We start from the raw sequence: 20,333 nt of genomic DNA on the forward strand, positions 1-20,333 counted from the left end.
AGAGAAAAATATGCTTTTCTCTGCGATCTCTGTGTGCTCTATGGTGAACAAGTTTTTACGATTTCTGCAAAAACAACCTTACCTGCCGGGAGATGCCGGATACATCCGACGGCGCATACCACCTTATCTCCGGGTCGCCCCTGAACCACGTCAACTGTCTCTTGGCATAACGCCTGGTGTCCCGGATCATGGTGCGCAGCATCTCATCAAAGGTATATTCACCTAAAAATCCCCCTGTATCCCCCTTTTTCAAAGGGGGACTTAACGTATCCCCCCCTTTAGTAAAGGGGGGTGAGGGGGGATTGCCTTCATTTTCGAGATACCGGATGACGTGCCGATAGCCGAGAGACTGCATGGGTTTGAGGTCTTTAGCGTAACCGGCCGCAAGAAGTCCCCTGACCTCATCAATCAGGCCCGCCTCCAACATCTCATGTGCGCGAATCTCGATCCTTTCATAAAGCTTATCACGCTCGAGTTCAAGTCCTATTTTTAACGTGTCATATTTGCTGTCGCTAAACTCATGCTCGGATTGATAAACTGAAATAGGTTTGCCGGTCAGGCGGAATACCTCGATGGCCCGCAAGACGCGCACCTTATCATGGCTGTGGATTTTCTCAGCGGCCTCCGGATCCGCCTCTTTCAATTCCGCATAGAGGCGGTCCGGGCCATTTTTTTCCATTTCGTTACGTAACGTCCGGCGTATGGCCTCGTCTGCAGCCGGAAGATAAAAAAGACCGCGCGTCAAGGCCTTGATATAAAGACCGGTTCCTCCGACCACGAAGGCGCATTTCTCCCGCCCGTATATATCCCGGATAGCCTCTTTCGCATCCTGACAGTAGCGGGCGGCATTATACACCTCATCCGGATAGACGATATCCAGGAGATGGTGCGGCGCCAGTTTTCTTTCCTCTGGTGAAGGCTTGGCCGTGCCGATGTCCATCAGCTTATAAATCTGCATGGAATCGGCATTTATGATCTCACCGCCGAACTTCCGGGCCAGCGCAATGGACAGGCCGGTCTTTCCAACTCCCGTTGGCCCGGCAATGATAATCAGCGTCAGTTTTTTATTTACGCTTGAAGCCTTTTTCCAATTCATAGTACGTGTAGAGCTGTTGGATGGGCCGGCCATGCGGGCAGTTTGAAGAAATGGGACAGGAGTTAAGCTGCTGCAAAAGGCTCTCCATCTCCTCGACCGTCAGCGGTTGTCCGGCTTTTATGGCGGCGTGGCAGGCCATGAGGGCCAGAATATCATTAAGGAGTCTTTCGTCCAGAAACGAGCCTCCGGCAGTGGCCATGATAGCCAGGGCCGATTCCACCAATCCCTTTATATCCCGGTTGGCGAGTATGGCGGGCGCAGCCCGGATGACAAAGGTTTCTCCGCCAAACGGGGCTATCTCCATCCCCAATGCGGCAAAATCCGCGAGATGCCCGGATAAGGCCTCTCTTTCGGATCGGGCCAGTTCAAGGGTTACAGGAAAGAGGAGTTGCTGGCTATCAATTCCACCCTTCCGGAGTCTGTCTTTGAAACTCTCAAAAAGGATGCGTTCGTGAGCGGCATGCTGGTCGATGATAATCAGCCCTTCTTCCGACTGGCAAAGGAGGTAGCTTGCGGCCAACTGGCCGATAAGTCGCAAATCAGAAGGTGAGGGTTGGGTCAACGGGAGAGAGCCGGTGTATGGAGCCGCTTTTTCCTGCACGCTGGCCCCGGCCTTTAGCGGTTCTTCAGAGAAGAGACCCTGTGTCTGATGGACAGCCACGCCGCAGGCAGATTTATCAGGTTCTCTATATGGCTCCCATGAGCGGTGCGTCTCGGCCGGTCCCGGCCCGCCGATTTTTTGCCGGGAGAGAATGGCCGCGCGGATGCCTTCACTGACTATCTGATGTATCAATTTGGGTTCCTTGAAACGAACCTCATGTTTGGTCGGGTGCACGTTTACATCCACCCCGGCTGGAGGAAGCGTTACGTAGAGGGCTCCGACCGGATAGCGTCCCTTCATAAGGAAGCTTCCGTAGGCCTCGAGGACGGCATGCTGGATGATCCGGTCACGTACAAAACGCCCGTTGATAAAGATGCAGAGGGACCGTAAAGAGGCCCGGTTTATCTCCGGCCCGGCTATATAACCGGAGAGGGCTATCTCTCCGCGGGCATTTGACACCGGGATCAGTTTACTGCTGTGGTCAAGATGAAATATGGCCTGCAGGCGATCTTCGAGCCTTTCGCCGGATGAGGTGGTGAACACCCCGCGCCCATCATTAGAGAAGATAAATTGCACGGCGCAGGCGGCAAGCGCTATATGCTCGACGACGTCCTGGATATGTCCGGTCTCCGTGTCGTATGACTTAAGGAACTTCCGGCGGGCCGGCAGGTTGCCGAAGAGATCCCTTACTTCAACTACTGTCCCTTCCGGGCAGCCCGTTTCCAGGACTTCTTTTATGCGGCCATAATGGATGGTAACCCGATGCCCGGATAGATCCCCGCGGCGGCGGGATATCAAGGCCATCCTGGAGACGGAGGCGATGCTGGGCAGGGCCTCTCCCCTGAATCCCAGGGTATTAATGTGGAACAGGTCCGTATCAGTCGCAATCTTGCTGGTGGCGTGGCGTTCCAGGGAAAGGAGGATGTCCTCGCGATCCATCCCCTCGCCATTATCTATGACCCGGATAAGCTGCTGTCCGCCGCCTGTTACCTCCACCTCTATGCGCTTTGCCCGGGCATCCAGGGCGTTTTCGATGAGTTCTTTCACCACCGAGGCCGGGCGTTCGATGACCTCTCCGGCCGCAATCTGATTGGCAAGGGATTCATAGAGTATCTTTATCTTAGCCAAAGGTTTGATAATCTCGTAACAAGTAAAATTTTACCGCAGAGGTCGCCGAGAACGCTGAGATAACATATTGAATGATTTACGATTTTTCTCTACGGACTCTGCGTGCTCAGCGGTGAAAAAGTTTTTTTACGAAGCCGTCAAAGGTTGCTCAGTTGGATAATTTTAAAAGGACATTATCCTGGATCCAGTGCTCATCCCACCACTCGACCGGATTGACAAATGTTCCGCCTACCAGCATGGAAAAGTGGAGGTGGTCGCCGCCGGCCAGACCGGTAGATCCTGAACAGCCCAACACCATCCCCTTTTCTACCATCTGCCCGGGAGCGACATTGATGCTGCTTAAGTGGGCATACAGGCTGAAGATCCCCTGCCCGTGGTCCATGATAACGGTATTCCCGTAAATACCGAGGTATCCGGTAAAGATAATCTTGCCGGTATTGGCGGCCTGGATGGGCGCCCGTTCGTTTGAGGCCAAATCAATACCCAGATGGACAGCATGGTCTATTTCCTGCCCGTTGTAGGTGTAGATACGCTGATCGGCAAAGAGGCCCATGGGCGCTGCGTTTTGCATACGCAGAAATGCCCCGGTCCAGAGCGGCCCGGCCTCAGAACGGGAACAGATCTCCGCCACTTTGCGGTCATTTTCAACCCTGATTTTGTGGTTAACCTGCACAAAGACCTCTTCATAGCTCCCTTTGAGGTCTGGATAATGTTGCATAAGCTCCGGCATCTTGGTCTGCAGAAAGGCCGGAGAGAGAGCGATTTTATCTGCCCTGAACCGGCGGGTTTTTATACGATACGTAAAGGGCACCCGTGCCGTATTGCCGGCCTCGTCGCGAGCGGCAAGGTATAGGGGAACATTGGCACGCCCTGGCGCATCTGCGACTGGAGCGTCCCACGGCAGGGCGAAATAGGCCACATAAACACCTTTAGGGCCTTCCGGCTTTGGATACCCGCGATAGAATTTCGGGCCCACATAGACACCGCTCACCGGAACATCATCCTCTGTCTGATAGACTACAAGCCCGCTGCCCCCCAGATTGATATTATGAGCGGCGCTCAGGGCATAAACGTCAGGCGGCCTGCTGTCAATGGAGACTTTTTTATCTATGATGCGCCTGTTGCCTGAAAACCATCCCCACCATGAATAATCCCGGACCGATACCCGGAGAAGGGCCTCACCATTAACCAGCCCCGCGCCAAGGGGGCGAAGCGTTACAGGCATAGAGTGGCCTTTTACGTTCCCTCTCAAAAGCAGGCCTCCTTTGGGAAAAGACTGCCTTGCCATTTCTACCTTTTTACCCCCTTGGAGAAGGGTTACTTCTATTTCCCTGAGTCCGCTCAGCCTGTCTTTAGCGGTAATGGTTATAGTCTTTTCCATGCCTACGCGCCTGACATCAGGCGCAATGCGCACCTCCGGCTTAAAAAATTCGAATTTTAATGCAGCTACTGCAAGTATTAAAAAGAATATTAGTAGTCCAAATACAGCGATGGAAAAGCGGGATTTAGGCATAAGGCGAGATTTACTCCTTTTGGGCTGTTATAACTTATGAAACTATACTGAAACAGGCAAAACGTCAAGTGGCACGAGATTCCACATCCCGGGATAGAAAATCGTCATTGCGAGTCCGCCGCAGATGGGCAAGGAGAACGTGGGGCGTCAGGACAGGAAAAATACACGCAAGGGCAAGAAGAAGTAAAAAGATGGTTTCCAAGAAAGTGGAACTATTTTCCATAAAAGTGGAACTATTTTTCCACTAAAGAGAAAACCTTTTCCATTCAGCCAAAAAATTGATCCACCATCGCCTACGCTAACTATCCGTAAATAATATATTTTTTATTTTAAAAAGGTTTTGTGCATCTGGCATACAAATTGCTTAATTATTGAAGCACAATTCACTTTGAAGATATGGTTCTGAGAAATTTTAAATGGGAGGAGGTGAAAAAGGATGAAAAAGCTCTTGATGTTTTTGTGCGTCGTGTCCCTCGTAGCGCTTTGGGCTCCGGCATTTGCTTTGACGGTAACGCCGCTGGACAGCGCCGGTAATTTAGCCCAAAGTCTTGTGGGGCCGGGGGTCACAATATCGAATGTTACTTATACGGGAGCAAACGCTGCATCGGGATATTTTACGGGTGGCCTTGCCGCTGGAATTGGCATCCAAAGCGGTATTGTTTTGACCTCTGGGTACGCTTCCAATCTGAATGGCACATCTAATACTTCAGACGCTATAACGGGTAATAATGGTTTAGCGGGTGCCGCCATGCTTAATGCTTTGATCCCTGGGTATAGCACATATGATGCCACCATTCTGGGGTTTGACTTCGTAAGTGCCGGGAACTCAGCTTATTTCAATTATGTCTTTGGTTCTGACGAGTATAATGAATGGGTTGCTTCAAGTTATAATGACGTGTTTGGTTTCTTTTTCAACGGAACGGCTGTTTCAGACAATGTAGCGCTCATTCCAGGGACAACGACAGCAGTTGCCATCAACAATGTGAACAATGGATCCAACTCTCTCTATTATAACGATAATGATCCTGGTGACCTATCTCCGATTCCATTTGCTTTTGAATATGACGGGTTCACCGACGTGTTTACCGCCAGCATACTAGGGCTGACTGCTGGGAATACATATCATCTGACATTGGCCATAGCCGATGCCGGTGATAGCGTTTTGGATTCCGGCGTTTTCTTACAGGCAAAAAGTTTTTCTCAAAATCCTGTGAATCCAGATGTCCCGGAGCCCGCGACCATGGTGTTGCTTGGTTCCGGTCTGGTTAGTCTGGCCGGGTTTGGACGGAAGAAGCTTTTCAAGAAAGGCTAAAAAAGAGATAATCAAAAACCATAAAAAGCCACCTCGGGGGAATCCCCAAGGTGGCTTTTATATTCTATGATGCTTTTCTTAGATTTCTTTAGTTTCAGAGTCAAGCGTTTCATTATACCAACTATCTCCGTAATGTCTCATCGGTTAACTTAATTCCATCTATCTCCATAAGCTTCTCAGATACCGGCATTAGTCCAAATCCTTGGGCTTCGCATTTCCTCCCTTTGGCAGATGGAGGGTAGGAGGGATTTTAAATAATGTTTTTTGCGCAAAATTGCTATCTTAAAGATCACATCGAGTCATGGTTATCAGGGGTGATTCATTCGCCTCTGGGCAGGGAGAACGCGGGGCATCAGGATAGAAAAAATATACGCAAGTGCAAAAAAAGAATTGAAAAGGTAGTTTACAAAAATTGGAACTATTTTTCACAAAAGTGGAAATACTTTTCCACTCAAGAGAAAATTTTGTGTATCTGGCATAAAGATTGCTTATTGTTGAGTCACAATTCATTTTGATTAGATATGGTCTCATAAATTTTAGATAGAAGAAGATGAAAAAGATAATATTATTAATCGGTTTTGCAGTAATGTTGGTATTTGTAAGTGTCGCCCATGCGGCTCCTGTCGTAGATATTATCCAGGCTCCTACTGGATATTTTGTGCCTACAGATGCGCAAAAGTATGATTATCCGTATTATCGCTGGTATGGCGAAGATTGGGGTTGGACACACAACGCCATTAGCGGGTCCATTACATCTGCGACTTTGAACATTAGTGCATTTGATGTGGATTATTCATCGGGTGAGCTGGATGAGATTTTCGCTTGGGACAGTGGTGCGTGGAGTTCACTCGGGTTTTTGACTGGTGTAGATGATGATTGGTCTTATGCGACATTTACATTGGGGTCGAGTTTCTTCGATGATATTGGTGCTGGTCTTCAAGTTTTTATGAAAATAGATACCGCTGATGAGGGATGGGCTGTTACGCTTGCCAAATCAGTTCTTTCAGTCGATGGAGGTACGTTACCCAATCCCGATCCCAATCCTGTCCCCGAACCCTGTACCATGATTCTCTTCGGTACTGGTATAGCGGGAGCTGCGGGCTTACTGAGAAAGAGGAGTAAGAAAAGTTAACCGGTACATTTGCACAATTATGTTAATTAAAAAAGGGCACGACCAAGACGGAGTGCCCTTTTTTGTGTATGCTAAAAGGTAATCAGGTCAGGCTCCGTCCCCGTTTTATGATCCCCGGCCCCAGTTTTTCCCGAATCCGGTCAATTGCATAATCGACTCGTTCCAGTTTCTCCATCTCTTTTTCCAGGCCGGGGAGGAGAGAATATTGCTGCCCTCCGCCAAAATTGGAGACGGCCAGCCCAATCAACCGCACGGGCGTCTTCAAATTATACCGTTCGAGAAGCATTACGGCGGTGTCATAGAGGATTTTAGTCGCACACGTGGCCTCTTTAAGGCTGTGGCTTCTGGTCACCAGGGTAAAGTCGCTGTGTTTCAGCTTTAAGGTTATGGTACTTCCTTTTAGACCATGCCTGCGCAGCCGTTCCCCCACCTCTTCTGCCTGGGACAGGAGCTGCTTCTTAAGGATATTAATATCGGTTGTGTCCTCGGGGAGGGTATCTTCGCTGCCCATGGATTTGGCCGGCCAGGGCCGACCTATGGCCGGGATGCAAGGGATAACCGGTGAATCGTCGATTCCCTGGGCCAATTCCACCAGGCGCAGGCCATATTTGCCGAATTTTCTTTCCAATACCCCGGGCGGGAAGCTCAGAATATCAGAAACAATGCGGATTCCCAGCCCTCGGAGCGCCTCTTCAGATTTAGGGCCGATGCCGGGCAGTTTGCCGACCGACAGGTCTTTCAAAAAACTCTGCACCTCTTCCGGTACGATCGTCAGCCCGTCAGGCTTTTGCAGGTCAGAGGCTATCTTGGCCAGAAACTTATTGGGGGCAATACCAGTAGAGCAGGTCAGGCATGCCTCGGCGTATATTCTCTCTTTAATTTTACGAGCGGCCTGCGTAGCGTCCCCATGCAGCCTTTCCGTGCCGGTGAGATCGACAAAGGCCTCGTCTATGGATACCTGCTCGACCAGCGGCGATACGGCCTCCAGTACAGCCATCACTTTTTGTGATATCTCCTGGTATCTTTCCATCCTGACCGGTAAGAAGATACCCTGCGGGCACCGCCTTTTGGCCTCGAAGATAGGCATGGCCGACCGCACACCGTATTTCCGGGCCTCGTAAGAGGCGGTAGAGACGACGCCTCGTTTTGCGCCGCCCACGATAACCGGTTTGCCCTTAAGCGCGGGATTATCGGCCTGCTCCACTGCGGCAAAAAAGGCATCCATATCCATGTGCAGGATAGTGCGGGGCATTTTTTATTTATTTGCTCCTAACGCGGATACGTCATAGGCGGAGAACCAAATTTGCCACGAAGACACAAAGGCACGCATGTCTTCCGCGCATCTGCAAAAGGAAGCTGTTTGAAAAAGTATTTTAGAATCCCTCCCAACCTCCCTTTTCCAAAGGGAGGAGAAACACTTCCCCCTTTGAAAAGGGGGATCAAGGGGGATTTTGAGGCACCGTTTTCTGGACGACCAGCTATTTTCAAACAGCCAAGGTGTTACTAATTTTTGATCTCTCCGTGCCTTGGCGCCTTTGTGGCTAAATTTTCCTTCTCATTCTGATAGGCCTTCTTTGCCTGCGGGTGCGGCGCTTTTTCTGCTCTTCCTGCGGTCGAGCACCTCGGCCAGAATCGGTAAAAGCACCAGCCCCCCGGGCAGGAGCAAGATGGATAAGGCGGGTATCCTTTTGGCGAGACGGGTAAAGTGTTTCTTCATGGCGGCCAGATCTTCCCCTGTCCACTTGGCGTGCGTACCTTTCATAAGGATACCCATAAGATCCTGAGCCTGGAGGACTTCATTCAGTATCTCATTCCGGTACCTTAAAAAAGTGGCCTTAGTTTCCGCCTTGAGATCTTTTAGATGCATAATAAGACTATGTCTTCTTTTTGCCCCCGGGACGTTCGCTTTTTTCGCGGCGCCGTAAGATAAGCCGGAGCGGACACCGGTCAAAGGCGAACTTCTCGCGTAGTTGATTGATAAGGTAGCGTTCATAAGAAAAATGGATGGACTCCGGGTAATTGCTGAAGACCACAAAGGTAGGCGGCTTTATCCCGGTCTGGGTCATATAGTATAACTTGACGCGGCGCCCGTTTCGGAGAGGCGGTTCGTGATGAGCGAGGATTTCCTTGAGGGCCTGGTTAACCTTACCGGTGGAGATGCGGGCCGTGTATTGTTCATATACCTTGTCCACAGACTTTAATATACTGTTAACCCGATAACCGCTCACGGCAGAGATTTTCAACACCGGGGCATAGGCCATAAAAGGCACGGCCACGGTAATATCCTCCATGAGCTTTTTCTTGCGCTTCTCATCATCCTTCACCAAATCCCACTTATTAATTGCTATAATACAGCCCTTGTGGTTATCCGAGACATAGCCGAGGATGTGGGTATCCTGCTCGGTAATCCCTTCTGCGGCGTCAACAAGTACAATGGCCACGTCGCACTCCGCCAGGCTCTTTAATGCCTTTAGGATGCTGTACTTTTCCAGACGATGGCTGATGCGCCCCTTCTTCCTTATTCCGGCGGTATCGATCAGGCGGTATTTTGTCCCGCTCCTTTCCAGGATAGTGTCCACGGAATCACGTGTGGTGCCGGCTATCTCGGTCACCAGCATTCTCTCTTCGCCCAGTAACCTGTTAACTAGCGAAGATTTGCCGACGTTCGGCCGTCCCAGTATGGCCATCCGTATAACTTCCGGCCCGGCCTCCGCAGCGTCCTCCGCGGGAATGTGAGCAACAAGCTCATCCAAAAAATCCCTGATGCCATAACCATGCTCAGCCGAAACCCCATAAATATGATTCACTCCGAGCTGGTAAAAATCTAAGAGGAGGTCTTCCTTTTCCAGGCTATCTATCTTATTTGCCACGTAGAATACCGGTTTTTCTATCTTCCGCAGGCGATCGATGGCTTCATAATCGGTAGCCGTAAGCTCCTCTCGTCCGTCCATGAGAAAGATGACAGCGTCCGCCTCTTCCATGGCCAGAGTGGTCTGCTCCTGCATCCTTGAGACCAGTTTGTCGCCGCCGGCCGGTTCGAATCCGCCCGTGTCAACCAGGACAAACCGTTTTCCTTCCCAGGTAACGTCGCCATAGTTTCGATCCCGCGTCACGCCGGGTGTGGAGTCAACGATAGCCCTCCGGCTGTGCGTCAGGCGGTTAAAAAAGGTTGATTTACCGGTGTTTGGCCGTCCTACAATAGCTACTAGAAAAGGCATGAATACCTCATCAGATATGACTCACTACCCGGCGTAGTTTCTGGAAAGAAACAAATATCTCCCGGTCCAGGATATTTTTCAAGTTCTTTACAGCCACCGGGATATACGGCTCGAAAAAAGGCTTTTCCTTTACCCGGGTCAGAAAACCAAAGGCCCCCAGCACCTGTAGGGCTCGTTGCAGGGCTATATACCAGAAATGATGCCGGAAGTCTTCTTCATTAATCCGGCGCTGCCTCCGCAGCCTGCGAAGATAGGTCTCGAACAATGCCTCTTTCATATCATCCGGCGGGTCAACGTAGGGATCGAAGAGAAGAGAGGCCAGGTCATAGGCCGGGGGGCCGAGGCGTCCGCCCTGGAAGTCTATTAACCGCAGCCTCCCCTTACAGACCATGAGATTCCTTGACTGGAAATCACGATGCAGAAAGAGGGTAGGGGATTGTTCACCGGCCAGGTCAGCCAGCCTTTCAAAATCCGGGGCCAGTTCATCCCGTGTGATCTCCAGCCCCAGGTAGCCTTGTAAGAAGGCCTGCAGGAAATAGCCGGACTCCCGTTCCAACATAAGCCTCCGGTCATAAACAGGCGTATCAAAACAATACCGGGTATCAAACCCCTCGGCCCCTCTTATCTGCATGTTCACCAGGATATCCACGGCCTCCAGATACCACCTTTCCGTCGCCCCGGTATTATTTTCTTCCCTGACGGCTCGCTCAAGATGCCTATCCCCCAGGTCTTCCATGATGATGGCCCCGGTGGCCCGGTCATAACCGTAGATAACCGGTGTGGGGATACCCTTTGCGGCCAGATGCCGGCCTATGTAATGATATGCCTCACTTTCCTTAAGGTGCAGGGGGTCTTTACTCTCAGGCAGGACAACTATGAGCGATCCTTTAGACCCGGAGATACGATAAAAAGGGCGGCTCGAACCGTCGCCGGTGAGCATTATAAGGTCCGGCGTTACCCCTCCATCCGTAATCAGAGAAAAATAAGGTTTTATAATATCCTGTAACACCGCTTAATCCCGTGGAAAGACGCCGTGTACCACGGCATTGACAATCCGGCTGTCGGCCTTTACTTTGGCCCCCTCCCAGACTACGGACTGTTTCAGGTGTGTATGAGGCTCCACAGAGACCCGGTCGCCCAGGGAGACCCAATCTGTAAACTCTACGCCTTCGCCTATGGAGACATCCTCCCCCAGACAAAAGGGGGAGTCACATGGCAGAAGGTCATCTATCCCTTTCACCCGGCCTTTTAATAAATCGCCATGGAGCGATAGATAGGCCTCTGTCGTTCCGATGTCCGTCCAATAGTGGCCGCTAACCCTGAAGGCGCCCAGCTTTGCGCCTTTTGAGATAAGGGCGCGATAGGCATCCAGTATATCATAATAGACGCCTTTGGGGATAAGAGAAAGGACATCCGGATTTATCACATGGATACCGGTAAAGGCCATCCGGCCATCCGGATGAGAGCTAAAGCCCTTTATATAATCCCGGTCGTCAACCAGGACATTGTTGTATTTCGGATAGTGGTGGAGCGCCATGGTCGCCGTATTGCCTGAAGCGATATGGAAACTATAGGCCGCCTTTAAGTCTATGGTGGTAAATATATCCCCATTGATTACCAGGAAGGGCGCGTCATCCAGGAAACGCCCGGCATTTCTAAGGCCGCCGCCCGTACCCAGGATTACCTCCTCGTGAAGGACGTGGGCAGTAATTCCTGAGAGATTATGTTTTTCAAGGAATGCCGCAATCTGATCGCCCAGGTGATGGGTATTGACCTCTATCTCAGTCACCCCGGCACGCCGGAGCTGCTCAATTATTACTGCCAGAAGGGGTTTATTGAGGACCGGGAAAAGGGGCTTGGGCTTAAGGAGAGTGAGCGGCCTTAAGCGTGTACCAAACCCGGCTGCCAGAATCATGGCCTTCATATTATCTCTTAAGCTATCGGCTTTCAGCTATCAGCAGTCAGCCTTTAACGCTCGACGTTCGAGTTATTTTATTAGAAAAACCAGGATGGCGGGGATAAAGCGGGGGTTGGAATCCATTAACCGGAAGTTAAGCCTTTAATTTGTCAATACTCTCCTTTACCTCACGGGCTTCCTTCACTCCAGGGAGATCGTCCACGGCCTTTTCCAGGGGATTCTGGTCCCTCACCGCAGTTGTATCTTGTTTTGTCTTATTATCTGTTTGTTCAGAAAGAAGCCCTTTGCTGTCTTCTTCGATATCATTCAGGCCTTTTTTAAAGGAACGAATCCCTTTCCCCAGATCCCGGCCAATTTCCGGGAGCTTTTTGGCGCCGAAGATAAAAAAGGCCACTACTAAGATAATGACCAGTTCCTGAGTTCCCAACCCGAACATCTCTATCCTCCTGGCTTGCCCCCGGAATCACCTAATCATCGGAAGGGGGGTTATTTTTCCCCTCTATTTTAGACCGGTCGGACGGGGTCTCTTCCTCTCCCCGGATGCTCTTGCGAAAGTTTCGTATGCCCTTACCGATGCCAGCCCCTATCTGCGGCAATTTACCCGCGCCAAAGATAACCAGAATAATGACCAGAATAATCAAAAGCTCCGGCATTCCTAATCCGAACATGAAAGAAAATCCTCCGAGAGGCCTGAATAATAGAGTACTGGATCATTATTAACACCCTTTTATTGTGGCTGTCAATTAAAAAGGCTCCGGGCTTATGCCCGCTGACTAATTGGTACTACCCGATCGTCCTATACATTAAACCGGAAGTTTATTATGTCGCCGTCCTGGACGATGTAGTCACGGCCCTCCAGCCGAGCCAGTCCCTTTTTTTGGGCCTGGGCATAGGAACCGTGCTCCACAAGATCACCATACGCCAGTACCTCGGCCCGGATAAACCCCTTCTCTATATCGGAATGTATCACGCCCGCCGCCTTCCGGGCAGGCGTGCCTTTCGTAATTGTCCAGGCACGCACCTCGTCCTTTCCTACGGTAAAGAAAGAAATAAGTCCCAAAAGGGCATAGGAATAACGTATAATTCTTTGCAATGCCGGTTCGGCATCCACCTCCAGACCGCCGCGGAAAACTTCAGACTCCTCCGGGCTTAACTGCGCAAGCTCCATTTCGATCTGGCCGCAGACCTCGGCGACCATGGTGTTGGGCGGCGCCCCGGAAATCTCCACCTTTGGATATTTCTCTCCATTATTGATAACCCACAAGATTGGTTTTGCCGAAAGGAGGGAAAATCCTCTGAGGAGGGGTGAAGACACTGCCTCACTGAGGGAGCGCAGAGGTTTTTCCTCTTCCAGTGCAGTAAGACACATGGAAAGTAGATTATGCTCTTCTTCGTCTATCTTCCGTCCCCTTTTTTTGTCTTCTTCTATCCTGGCAAGCCTCTTTTCTACCACGATAAGGTCAGCCAGTATAAGTTCAGATTCTACCTTCCCTATATCAGACCGGGCCGCAGGCGCGATACCGCCTGTCTCAAAGTTACGGGCTACAAGCACGATGGCATCTGCCGGCCGCACAAGAGTCCATAGTTTTTCGTCAAGAGGTTTGTCCTTTTCGCCGGAGCTGTCAAGGCCGCCTACATCCGCATACTCAACGTGGGCATAGATAGTCTTTTGAGGCTCATACATAGTGGAAAGCAGGTCCACACGGCCATCCGGCACCTTTACCACACCGATATTGGCTTCCCTGGATCGTCCTCCCGCAGATATCGCCGCGTGTCCCCTGGTCAGGGCATTAAAGAGTGTGGTTTTACCGGAACCGGGCAGGCCAATTATAGCCAGTTTCATTTAGCGCCCTTTCTTGATTCGTTTTTGCAAATATAACGCCTTCTATAGTGAATGTCATTAGTCAATAGTCATTAGTCACTGGTAAAAGCTGTCAGCATTCAGCTATCGGCATGAAGCCGGTCCACCGTTCACTGTTGACCGTTTACCGAAAAAAATGTCGGAAAACGGCTAACGGTTAACGGATAACAATCATGCTGATGGCTGAATGCTGACAGCCTGATAAATAACATCTGCTTATGAATAATGCAATGACGTGACGGGAAAAGGTATACGAGACATGGAATCTACGAAGAAGAGACACAATGATGTCATTATATATAGTGTTAAAAGGTTAGCTGTTATGGGGGTGGGAGGAGCTTGAAAATAGCATAAAAGGTGGACCCACGACCCGGTTCACTATCTACAAAAATTTCACCGTCGTGGAGCTGGATGATTTCCCTGACTACTGCGAGTCCGATGCCCATACCCGGGGCCTTAGTTGAATGCGAAGATTTGGCCCGGTAATATCGCTCAAAGACCTTTCCCTGTTCTTCAGACGGGATGCCAATACCCGTATCTTTAACTGAAATACACACCTTTTCCAGACCATAGGCCCTGGCCTCAATTTTAACGCTGCCTCCAGGCTGGTTGTATTTCACGGCATTGGAAAAAAGGTTATTAAACACCCTGCTCAACTGATGTGCGTCGCCCTGTATAATCATGGGGCCGTGTTCTATCTCTGTTTCCATAATTATATTTTTGAGTTCGGCGAGGGGTTCCAGCCAGGCCAAGCTTTTCCTTAAAACATCGCTGATATCTACCTCTCCTTTGTTTATAACCGGCTTTCCAGTCTTGGCCCGGGAATAATTCTCAAGGCATTCTACCAGCTCAGCCTCACGACTAATGGCCATGGAACAACTCCGCAGGAATTTGTCCTGCTTGGCCGTAAGCGGACCTGCTTTCTCACTCAACATCATATCGACAAAGCCTTTGACCGCCGTCAAGGGTGTCTTCAAATCATGAACGATGCCGGCCAGGTATTGACTCCTCATTTGATCGAGAGTTTGAATTTCTGCATAGGCCTTTTCAACCCCGGTCTCTCTTTTCTGTTGCTCTGTAATGCCCCTGGCAACTGTCAGGAAGAATTTCTTTGAATGGCAGTATATGGCACGGCAACTTACCTCTACAGGTTTTGCTTTGCCATTTTTACAGACATAAGCTGTTTTAAAGGTAACCGGCTGGTCATTTATATCCTTCGTAAAAAGGCGGGCAGGTATTTTTGCTACTCCTGAAGCAGCGATATCACGATACCGCATACCTAATATCTCATCCTGTGAGTAGCCAAGCTCTATGCACACAGAAGGGCTGACTTCGACGATATTACCTTTGCGATCTAACACGACGACCTGCTCGGGGATATGTGCGAATAAGACCTCGTATGTATCAGCCCCCAGAGCAGATGCAGGTCTGAAGTTATTAAAATCGATTTCTGGATTGATCTCTGGTGGATAAAGATCATCTATGAACTCTTTATTATTAATCCAGGATTTTTTTCTTATTTCGGCAAGCGATCCGTTTAGCATGTCCTTTGGTCTTTCTCACTTTCTTTTAACGAGGTTTTATGTAATTATCCATCGACCTTATTAATTGAATTCATAAGAATATTTGGGCAATGTGCATTTTTTCTCTTATTATGGCCCTTGATACGGTGAATAAAGAGATTCAAAAGATAACGTGTTAATCATGCAAAGCGGGCAATCTCGGATAGCGGCGGTCGAATACTGGAGGAAGGCCTTTCATCTTTGCGGCCTGTGCATCCCCTTGGCCTACATGTATCTGCCGGAAAATATTTTTTTGCGTCTCTTTTTTCCGATGGCAGCCGCCTTCATAATCATTGACTTGGCCAAGCTCAAAATAAAATGGCTGGGAAGGATATACCTGCGGGTCGCCAAAAATCTATTACGCGACAGGGAATATAGCGGGCCTGCGGCCAGTCTTTACTATCTCATTGGTTCCGGCCTGACTATCATCCTCTTTCCAAAACAGATCGCTATTGCGGCGCTGGCAGTACAAACCATATCCGATACCGTGGCTGCTTTAGCCGGTCAGCGCTTAGGGAGACACAAAATAGGGAATAAGACTGTAGAGGGAAGTGTGGCCTTCTTCGTTTCGGCCTGGATAATTCTGGCCGTATATTTCGGCCGTGAGCCCTTAAAACATTTTATACCCGCCCTGGCTGGAACTCTGGCCGAGCTTTTCCCTATCCCTATCGATGACAATCTGACTGTCCCGCTGGTCATAGGCCTGTCCTACGTGATCTTTTAGAGTCTCCCTATATCTTAAGAACCTCCAGTCTCTTCGCTTCACGGCTTGCACAGCGACCCCTTCAAGGCTCGCAGGTGGAGAATGTTTGCCCCTTCCAGCCACTAAAGGGCTGGCTTTCCCCTTCCTGCTCTCTCTCGATGGGTACCCCGCTACTCCAGCAAGTTTCGCTCAGAAACATAGGGGTTCCGTAACAATTTAGCGTTTTGAAAATGCATGACAAAAAGTGCAAAGAACATATCAAATCTGGAAATCAGGAAATCAGGAATGCGTTTTTCTTCATGAGTTCCTGAGTTCCAGATTAAAACGTCTTTCTGAATGTAGGACGATTTCAAACACCTAAAGTGTTACGGGGTTCCTAAAAAGCAGGGGAACTTCAGACGTAATCTTAGGTTGACGGCACCTATATCGGCTGGTATGTTACTTTTTAAGCTATGACTGATCTCAAAACCGTAACTATCATCGGCGGCGGGCTGGCCGGAAGCGAAGCCGCCTACCAGATTGCTAAAAGAGGCATCCGGGTCAGTCTTCATGAGATGAAACCGGTCAGGTTCTCGCCCGCCCACCAATCTCAAAATCTGGCTGAACTGGTTTGCAGCAACTCACTCCGGTCCGATGCCCTGGATTCTGCCGTGGGCCTGCTCAAGGAAGAGATGCGCCGCATGGGTTCTCTCGTTATGGAGGCGGCGGATAATACCAAAGTCCCGGCTGGAAAAGCGCTGGCTGTTGACCGGGAGCGCTTTTCTTCTTACATAACACAAAAAATAGCTGTCCATCCCTTGATAACCATAGTGCGCGAAGAGGTCACGGAAATTCCGGAAGAGGGCATAACCATTATTGCTACCGGCCCCTTGACCTCGGAGGGGCTATCTAAAAGATTGGGAGAACTGATCGGCGAAAATTACCTGTATTTCTACGATGCCATAGCCCCCATTATCTTCAAGGACTCCATCGACTTCAATGTGGCCTTCAAGGCCTCACGTTATGCAGAGGGCGAGGGAGATTATCTGAACTGCCCTATGGATGAGAAACAATACGAGGATTTTATCCGGGCATTAAAGGAGGCCGAGAAAGTGCCTCTGAAACCGTTTGAAAAGCCCGTCTATTTTGAGGGGTGCCTGCCCATCGAGGTCATGGCCGAACGGGGGGATGAGACTCTTCGGTTCGGTCCCATGAAGCCGGTAGGATTAAGAGACCCGCGTGCAGGAAAAGAGGCCTACGCCGTGGTGCAGTTAAGACAGGAAAATGTGGCCGGGACGCTTTACAACATGGTTGGGTTCCAGACCAAACTCAAATGGCCGGAACAGGAACGCATCTTCCGTATGATACCCGGCCTGGAAAAGGCAGAGTTTGCCCGTCTGGGCAGCATCCACCGCAACACCTTTGTCAAGGCGCCTGTGGTTATTACCAAGACTCTCCAATTACAAAAAAATAAAAATATTTTTCTGGCCGGTCAGATATCCGGGGTGGAAGGCTATGTGGAATCTACTGCCATGGGATTGATAACCGGGATAAACGCTGCCCTTCTGGCCGGTGGTAAGGAAATGATTGCGCCGCCGGATGCTACAGCCCACGGGGCGCTGATAAACCACATAACGGAAAGCAAACCCGAATCATTCCAGCCTATGAATGTCAACTTCGGCCTCTTCCTCCCACTCTCCGGGAAAATCCCCAAGAAAAAGCGTGGAGAGGGTTACGCAGAAAGGGCGCTGGCGGCACTAGAGATATGGATAAAAGAAAAAGATGTGCTTGTCCACGATGTATAGACATGCCTCTATTGCCAAACCGTTGAAGCCGAACCTTGACGGCTTCGTAAAAAGTCCATTTGCTGCGTTGTCCGCCTCCGGCGGATCACTGCGGCGTAGCTATGGAAATAGTTCACCGTTCACTGTTTACCGTTCACCGTAAGTGCATGGTTTGTTGACGGACAACGGATAACGGTCAACGGATAATAGGATTTGCGCGCCTTACAACCGGAGTTTTTTACTGTGCCGTCCATGCTTTGATTTTTTACGAGCTCATCAACTTTATCCTTTAACCCTTCAGTGACTTGATAAATTCATCAATCGGGATTGCCGCTAAGGTCATGCCTTGCATGGTGCCCCGGGCCCCAAGCTCCACGGAAACCCTGGTGACCGTGGTATTATCCGGCGCCTCCAGGATATTGACAAAGTCATAGGGGCCGAGCACGGCATACTGGGCCAATATTTTTACGCCCATGGCCTCCACTTCCTTGTTCACCTCTTTGATTCGTTCCGGATGTTTTTTGAGGGTCTCTCTGCCTTCACCGGTTAAACTGCTAAGCATCACATAAATACCCATGGCAAGCCTCCGTCGGAAATAGGTTTTTATCTTAATTTTATGATTGCAAATCTGCGTGGTCCTTGTCAACAGAAATTCTATTTTCAGCATCCCACAGCGACCGTTGCAGTATAGATCGCTATCAGTCGCCTGATAAAGGTTAGCATGACCTGTGCGAAAAATAACTTTTATTTTTCTTGACAAACTGAATGCAAATTCATAGTCTTTAATTAAAGGATACGCAACTAAATCTATTTTTTAACAAACGAGGATTTCCATGGATGGAAGCCCGCAGCCCTCTAAAAAATCAAATCTCACATATATACTCCCTGTTGAGCTTGGGTCGGCGACTGAGAGAAGGGTCGGCCCGTTCCTTCCGGATAAACTGTTTTTCTCCGAAACTGCGTGAGGCTTAAAAACATAAAAAGGGCTTAGGCCCGAGGAGGTAAAAATGTCAAACGGAACGAGTGCAGCAGTAACCGAGGCCGCCCGCCTCAATGAAATTGGATTTCCGGAGTTTACGGCTAAACTGATTACAGATACCTTCGATGCCCTGGTAAGCGCCAATATACGTCAAACAGAGGCATATATTGAACTGGTTACCCAGGTATCAAAAACCATCACCCAATTCATCAACGACACCAAAGATGATATAAGCGGGGAGATGATCCTGCAGTTTCTGGCCAAAGTCCTTCCGGCCGCCGAGGAGGAATCCGGGACAAAGGTGAAAGAGGGGGGCACACTTACCGAACAGGAAGCCACCACTATCACCAGTGCTGTGGCTGTAGCAGGAGATGAGGCCAATAATCCTGCCATTAGCCAGGGCGACATCGATAAGAGCAAGTATCAGTCAATCCTGGACGCCGTAGCCCGTCGTATTTCTGCCGACAAATACACCATGCTCAAAGAAATGGTCAAGATGGGCATCCTCCGGCTGGTAGTCGAGAACGGGGTAATCGAAACCCGGCTCACCTTTACCACGTACGGCTCGACCTTCTATCAAAAGCAAACGAGTAAATACCACCGCGATGCCTTCAGCTTCCGCGCCAAGGCCAAGACCGGATCTCTTGTCAGTCTGTGGGCCAAGGCCTCGGCATCTACGTCGTACAACAGCGTCAATATAAGCACGTCTAAAGAGACCAACCGCGATATATCCGGCAGCCGGGTACAGATTTACGGCCGGGTGGAGATTAATTTCAAAACCGATTATCAGCCTCTGACGGCGTAAGGGTATCCCGATGCCAAGCCCCATCACTAAACCGGCGGAGGTGGGTTTTGCCGAGTTTACCGGCCAGCTCATCTCTGAAACCTTCCAGGCTGTGGTTCGTTCCCTGGTTCAACAGGAGAAAGAGGTCAGGGACATGGAGCAAATCGCAGCCCTGGAACCGGCGGATTTCGCCAGGCTCTATATTACCGAAGATATGCTGAGAGCCGAGATTGTTCGCTTGTTTCCATCTAAGGAGGGCAAAGAGACCGAAAGCTCTATATATCCAGGCTCCCCTTATACCCTACAGGATGAGAAACAGGCCGAGGACCCGCCTGTATTCATACTTACCGGCTACCGTATAACCGGGAAAGACTTGGAAAAGGATCGCGAAACCGGAAATCTTAAAATAAGTAAAGTTGGTTATGCGCATATTAAAGAGATTATCCAATCCATGCTGGCCGCCGGCTATAGGGACACCCTTCTCCTCATGTTTCAAAAGGGCATACCCAGGGTTATGATTGATCATGGAAAAATCAATACCAAACTTTCATTTTATCTGACTAACGTTATGGAAAAGGGAGAGGAGACCAAATCCAAACTGCCTGCGGCCTTTATATCTAAGCTATCCCTGCCCAGACTGACGGTCAAGCCGGTGAGTAATCGTACCCCGGAATTTCTAACTCTCAAGATCGATGTTATTGGAGAGGTCGAGATAACATTTAAAACCATAAGCGCTTAATCTGATCGCTTACAGCTCCTTATA

19 protein-coding genes are annotated in these 20,333 nt (G+C 49.8%); 6 read left to right on the plus strand and 13 right to left on the minus strand.

The window, feature by feature from the left end:
* Positions 1 to 55: 55 nt before the first annotated feature.
* The 3 genes from miaA to PHT49_05055 form a co-directional block, all read right to left on the minus strand.
* Positions 56 to 1,096 carry a tRNA (adenosine(37)-N6)-dimethylallyltransferase MiaA gene (miaA, locus tag PHT49_05045; protein MDD5451241.1) on the minus strand — a complete coding sequence of 347 codons (1,041 nt, stop codon included), beginning with the start codon at positions 1,094 to 1,096 and terminating at the stop codon, positions 56 to 58.
* Complete coding sequence (mutL, locus tag PHT49_05050; protein ID MDD5451242.1) at positions 1,065 to 2,825, minus strand: DNA mismatch repair endonuclease MutL; 1,761 nt, start codon at positions 2,823 to 2,825, stop codon at positions 1,065 to 1,067. Before mutL ends, miaA begins: the two co-directional genes overlap by 32 nt.
* Before the next feature lie 148 nt (positions 2,826 to 2,973).
* Positions 2,974 to 4,338: a M23 family metallopeptidase gene (locus PHT49_05055; GenBank protein MDD5451243.1), complete on the minus strand. Its 1,365-nt coding sequence runs from the start codon at positions 4,336 to 4,338 to the stop codon at positions 2,974 to 2,976.
* Between the two features lie 436 nt (positions 4,339 to 4,774).
* Between PHT49_05055 and PHT49_05060 the strand changes: the two genes are divergently transcribed.
* Together PHT49_05060 and PHT49_05065 are read left to right on the plus strand one after the other, a co-directional pair.
* On the plus strand, positions 4,775 to 5,650 hold the full coding sequence (locus PHT49_05060) for a choice-of-anchor L domain-containing protein (protein MDD5451244.1): 876 nt from the start codon (positions 4,775 to 4,777) through the stop codon (positions 5,648 to 5,650).
* A gap of 550 nt (positions 5,651 to 6,200) precedes the next feature.
* Positions 6,201 to 6,782: a PEP-CTERM sorting domain-containing protein gene (locus tag PHT49_05065; protein MDD5451245.1), complete on the plus strand. Its 582-nt coding sequence runs from the start codon at positions 6,201 to 6,203 to the stop codon at positions 6,780 to 6,782.
* A gap of 82 nt (positions 6,783 to 6,864) precedes the next feature.
* Here PHT49_05065 and PHT49_05070 read toward each other — a convergent pair whose 3' ends face one another.
* The 9 genes from PHT49_05070 to PHT49_05110 all read right to left on the minus strand — a co-directional run bounded on the left by PHT49_05070 (position 6,865) and on the right by PHT49_05110 (position 15,323).
* Positions 6,865 to 8,034, minus strand: coding sequence for a DNA polymerase IV (locus PHT49_05070; protein ID MDD5451246.1), 1,170 nt, complete (start codon positions 8,032 to 8,034; stop codon positions 6,865 to 6,867).
* A 303-nt stretch (positions 8,035 to 8,337) separates the two neighbouring features.
* Positions 8,338 to 8,649: a hypothetical protein gene (locus tag PHT49_05075; protein MDD5451247.1), complete on the minus strand. Its 312-nt coding sequence runs from the start codon at positions 8,647 to 8,649 to the stop codon at positions 8,338 to 8,340.
* A gap of 7 nt (positions 8,650 to 8,656) precedes the next feature.
* Positions 8,657 to 10,000 carry a ribosome biogenesis GTPase Der gene (der, locus tag PHT49_05080; protein MDD5451248.1) on the minus strand — a complete coding sequence of 448 codons (1,344 nt, stop codon included), beginning with the start codon at positions 9,998 to 10,000 and terminating at the stop codon, positions 8,657 to 8,659.
* Positions 10,001 to 10,010: 10 nt separating this feature from the next.
* Positions 10,011 to 11,009: a phosphotransferase gene (locus PHT49_05085; protein ID MDD5451249.1), complete on the minus strand. Its 999-nt coding sequence runs from the start codon at positions 11,007 to 11,009 to the stop codon at positions 10,011 to 10,013.
* 3 nt (positions 11,010 to 11,012) lie between these two features.
* A complete protein-coding gene (locus PHT49_05090; protein MDD5451250.1) occupies positions 11,013 to 11,924 on the minus strand; it encodes a sugar phosphate nucleotidyltransferase in 912 nt (303 codons plus the stop codon).
* A 127-nt stretch (positions 11,925 to 12,051) separates the two neighbouring features.
* Entirely contained in the window at positions 12,052 to 12,354 is a 303-nt protein-coding gene (locus PHT49_05095; GenBank protein ID MDD5451251.1) for a twin-arginine translocase TatA/TatE family subunit, read from the minus strand.
* A gap of 31 nt (positions 12,355 to 12,385) precedes the next feature.
* On the minus strand, positions 12,386 to 12,586 hold the full coding sequence (tatA, locus tag PHT49_05100) for a twin-arginine translocase TatA/TatE family subunit (protein ID MDD5451252.1): 201 nt from the start codon (positions 12,584 to 12,586) through the stop codon (positions 12,386 to 12,388).
* Between the two features lie 128 nt (positions 12,587 to 12,714).
* Positions 12,715 to 13,761 carry a DUF933 domain-containing protein gene (locus PHT49_05105; GenBank protein MDD5451253.1) on the minus strand — a complete coding sequence of 349 codons (1,047 nt, stop codon included), beginning with the start codon at positions 13,759 to 13,761 and terminating at the stop codon, positions 12,715 to 12,717.
* 338 nt (positions 13,762 to 14,099) lie between these two features.
* Positions 14,100 to 15,323 carry a PAS domain-containing sensor histidine kinase gene (locus PHT49_05110; protein MDD5451254.1) on the minus strand — a complete coding sequence of 408 codons (1,224 nt, stop codon included), beginning with the start codon at positions 15,321 to 15,323 and terminating at the stop codon, positions 14,100 to 14,102.
* Positions 15,324 to 15,483: 160 nt separating this feature from the next.
* On the opposite strand from PHT49_05110, the gene PHT49_05115 reads away from it, so the two are divergent.
* Together PHT49_05115 and trmFO are read left to right on the plus strand one after the other, a co-directional pair.
* Positions 15,484 to 16,065: an SEC59/DGK1/VTE5 family protein gene (locus PHT49_05115; protein MDD5451255.1), complete on the plus strand. Its 582-nt coding sequence runs from the start codon at positions 15,484 to 15,486 to the stop codon at positions 16,063 to 16,065.
* A 431-nt stretch (positions 16,066 to 16,496) separates the two neighbouring features.
* A complete protein-coding gene (trmFO, locus tag PHT49_05120; protein ID MDD5451256.1) occupies positions 16,497 to 17,828 on the plus strand; it encodes a methylenetetrahydrofolate--tRNA-(uracil(54)-C(5))-methyltransferase (FADH(2)-oxidizing) TrmFO in 1,332 nt (443 codons plus the stop codon).
* Between the two features lie 268 nt (positions 17,829 to 18,096).
* Here the strand turns inward: trmFO and PHT49_05125 are convergent, their stop codons facing one another.
* Positions 18,097 to 18,384 carry a GYD domain-containing protein gene (locus tag PHT49_05125; protein MDD5451257.1) on the minus strand — a complete coding sequence of 96 codons (288 nt, stop codon included), beginning with the start codon at positions 18,382 to 18,384 and terminating at the stop codon, positions 18,097 to 18,099.
* Between the two features lie 430 nt (positions 18,385 to 18,814).
* Here PHT49_05125 and PHT49_05130 point away from each other — a divergent pair, with 430 nt between their 5' ends.
* Both PHT49_05130 and PHT49_05135 read left to right on the plus strand, forming a co-directional pair.
* On the plus strand, positions 18,815 to 19,591 hold the full coding sequence (locus PHT49_05130) for a hypothetical protein (GenBank protein MDD5451258.1): 777 nt from the start codon (positions 18,815 to 18,817) through the stop codon (positions 19,589 to 19,591).
* Between the two features lie 10 nt (positions 19,592 to 19,601).
* Positions 19,602 to 20,309, plus strand: coding sequence for a hypothetical protein (locus PHT49_05135; GenBank protein MDD5451259.1), 708 nt, complete (start codon positions 19,602 to 19,604; stop codon positions 20,307 to 20,309).
* Positions 20,310 to 20,333 lie beyond the last annotated feature (24 nt).

It is taken from the genome of Desulfovibrionales bacterium, assembly GCA_028715605.1.
Taxonomy (GTDB): domain Bacteria; phylum Desulfobacterota; class QYQD01; order QYQD01; family QYQD01; genus QYQD01.

Coding starts and splice junctions, on each gene's coding strand:
- tatA (MDD5451252.1), bottom strand. CDS start 12,586: ATGTTCGGATTAGGAATGCCGGAGCTTTTGATTATTCTGGTCATTATT.
- PHT49_05070 (MDD5451246.1), bottom strand. CDS start 8,034: ATGCCCCGCACTATCCTGCACATGGATATGGATGCCTTTTTTGCCGCA.
- trmFO (MDD5451256.1), top strand. CDS start 16,497: ATGACTGATCTCAAAACCGTAACTATCATCGGCGGCGGGCTGGCCGGA.
- PHT49_05090 (MDD5451250.1), bottom strand. CDS start 11,924: ATGAAGGCCATGATTCTGGCAGCCGGGTTTGGTACACGCTTAAGGCCG.
- PHT49_05065 (MDD5451245.1), top strand. CDS start 6,201: ATGAAAAAGATAATATTATTAATCGGTTTTGCAGTAATGTTGGTATTT.
- PHT49_05130 (MDD5451258.1), top strand. CDS start 18,815: ATGTCAAACGGAACGAGTGCAGCAGTAACCGAGGCCGCCCGCCTCAAT.
- der (MDD5451248.1), bottom strand. CDS start 10,000: ATGCCTTTTCTAGTAGCTATTGTAGGACGGCCAAACACCGGTAAATCA.
- PHT49_05115 (MDD5451255.1), top strand. CDS start 15,484: ATGCAAAGCGGGCAATCTCGGATAGCGGCGGTCGAATACTGGAGGAAG.
- PHT49_05060 (MDD5451244.1), top strand. CDS start 4,775: ATGAAAAAGCTCTTGATGTTTTTGTGCGTCGTGTCCCTCGTAGCGCTT.
- miaA (MDD5451241.1), bottom strand. CDS start 1,096: ATGAATTGGAAAAAGGCTTCAAGCGTAAATAAAAAACTGACGCTGATT.
- PHT49_05110 (MDD5451254.1), bottom strand. CDS start 15,323: ATGCTAAACGGATCGCTTGCCGAAATAAGAAAAAAATCCTGGATTAAT.
- PHT49_05105 (MDD5451253.1), bottom strand. CDS start 13,761: ATGAAACTGGCTATAATTGGCCTGCCCGGTTCCGGTAAAACCACACTC.
- PHT49_05125 (MDD5451257.1), bottom strand. CDS start 18,384: ATGGGTATTTATGTGATGCTTAGCAGTTTAACCGGTGAAGGCAGAGAG.
- PHT49_05075 (MDD5451247.1), bottom strand. CDS start 8,649: ATGCATCTAAAAGATCTCAAGGCGGAAACTAAGGCCACTTTTTTAAGG.
- PHT49_05095 (MDD5451251.1), bottom strand. CDS start 12,354: ATGTTCGGGTTGGGAACTCAGGAACTGGTCATTATCTTAGTAGTGGCC.
- PHT49_05135 (MDD5451259.1), top strand. CDS start 19,602: ATGCCAAGCCCCATCACTAAACCGGCGGAGGTGGGTTTTGCCGAGTTT.
- PHT49_05055 (MDD5451243.1), bottom strand. CDS start 4,338: ATGCCTAAATCCCGCTTTTCCATCGCTGTATTTGGACTACTAATATTC.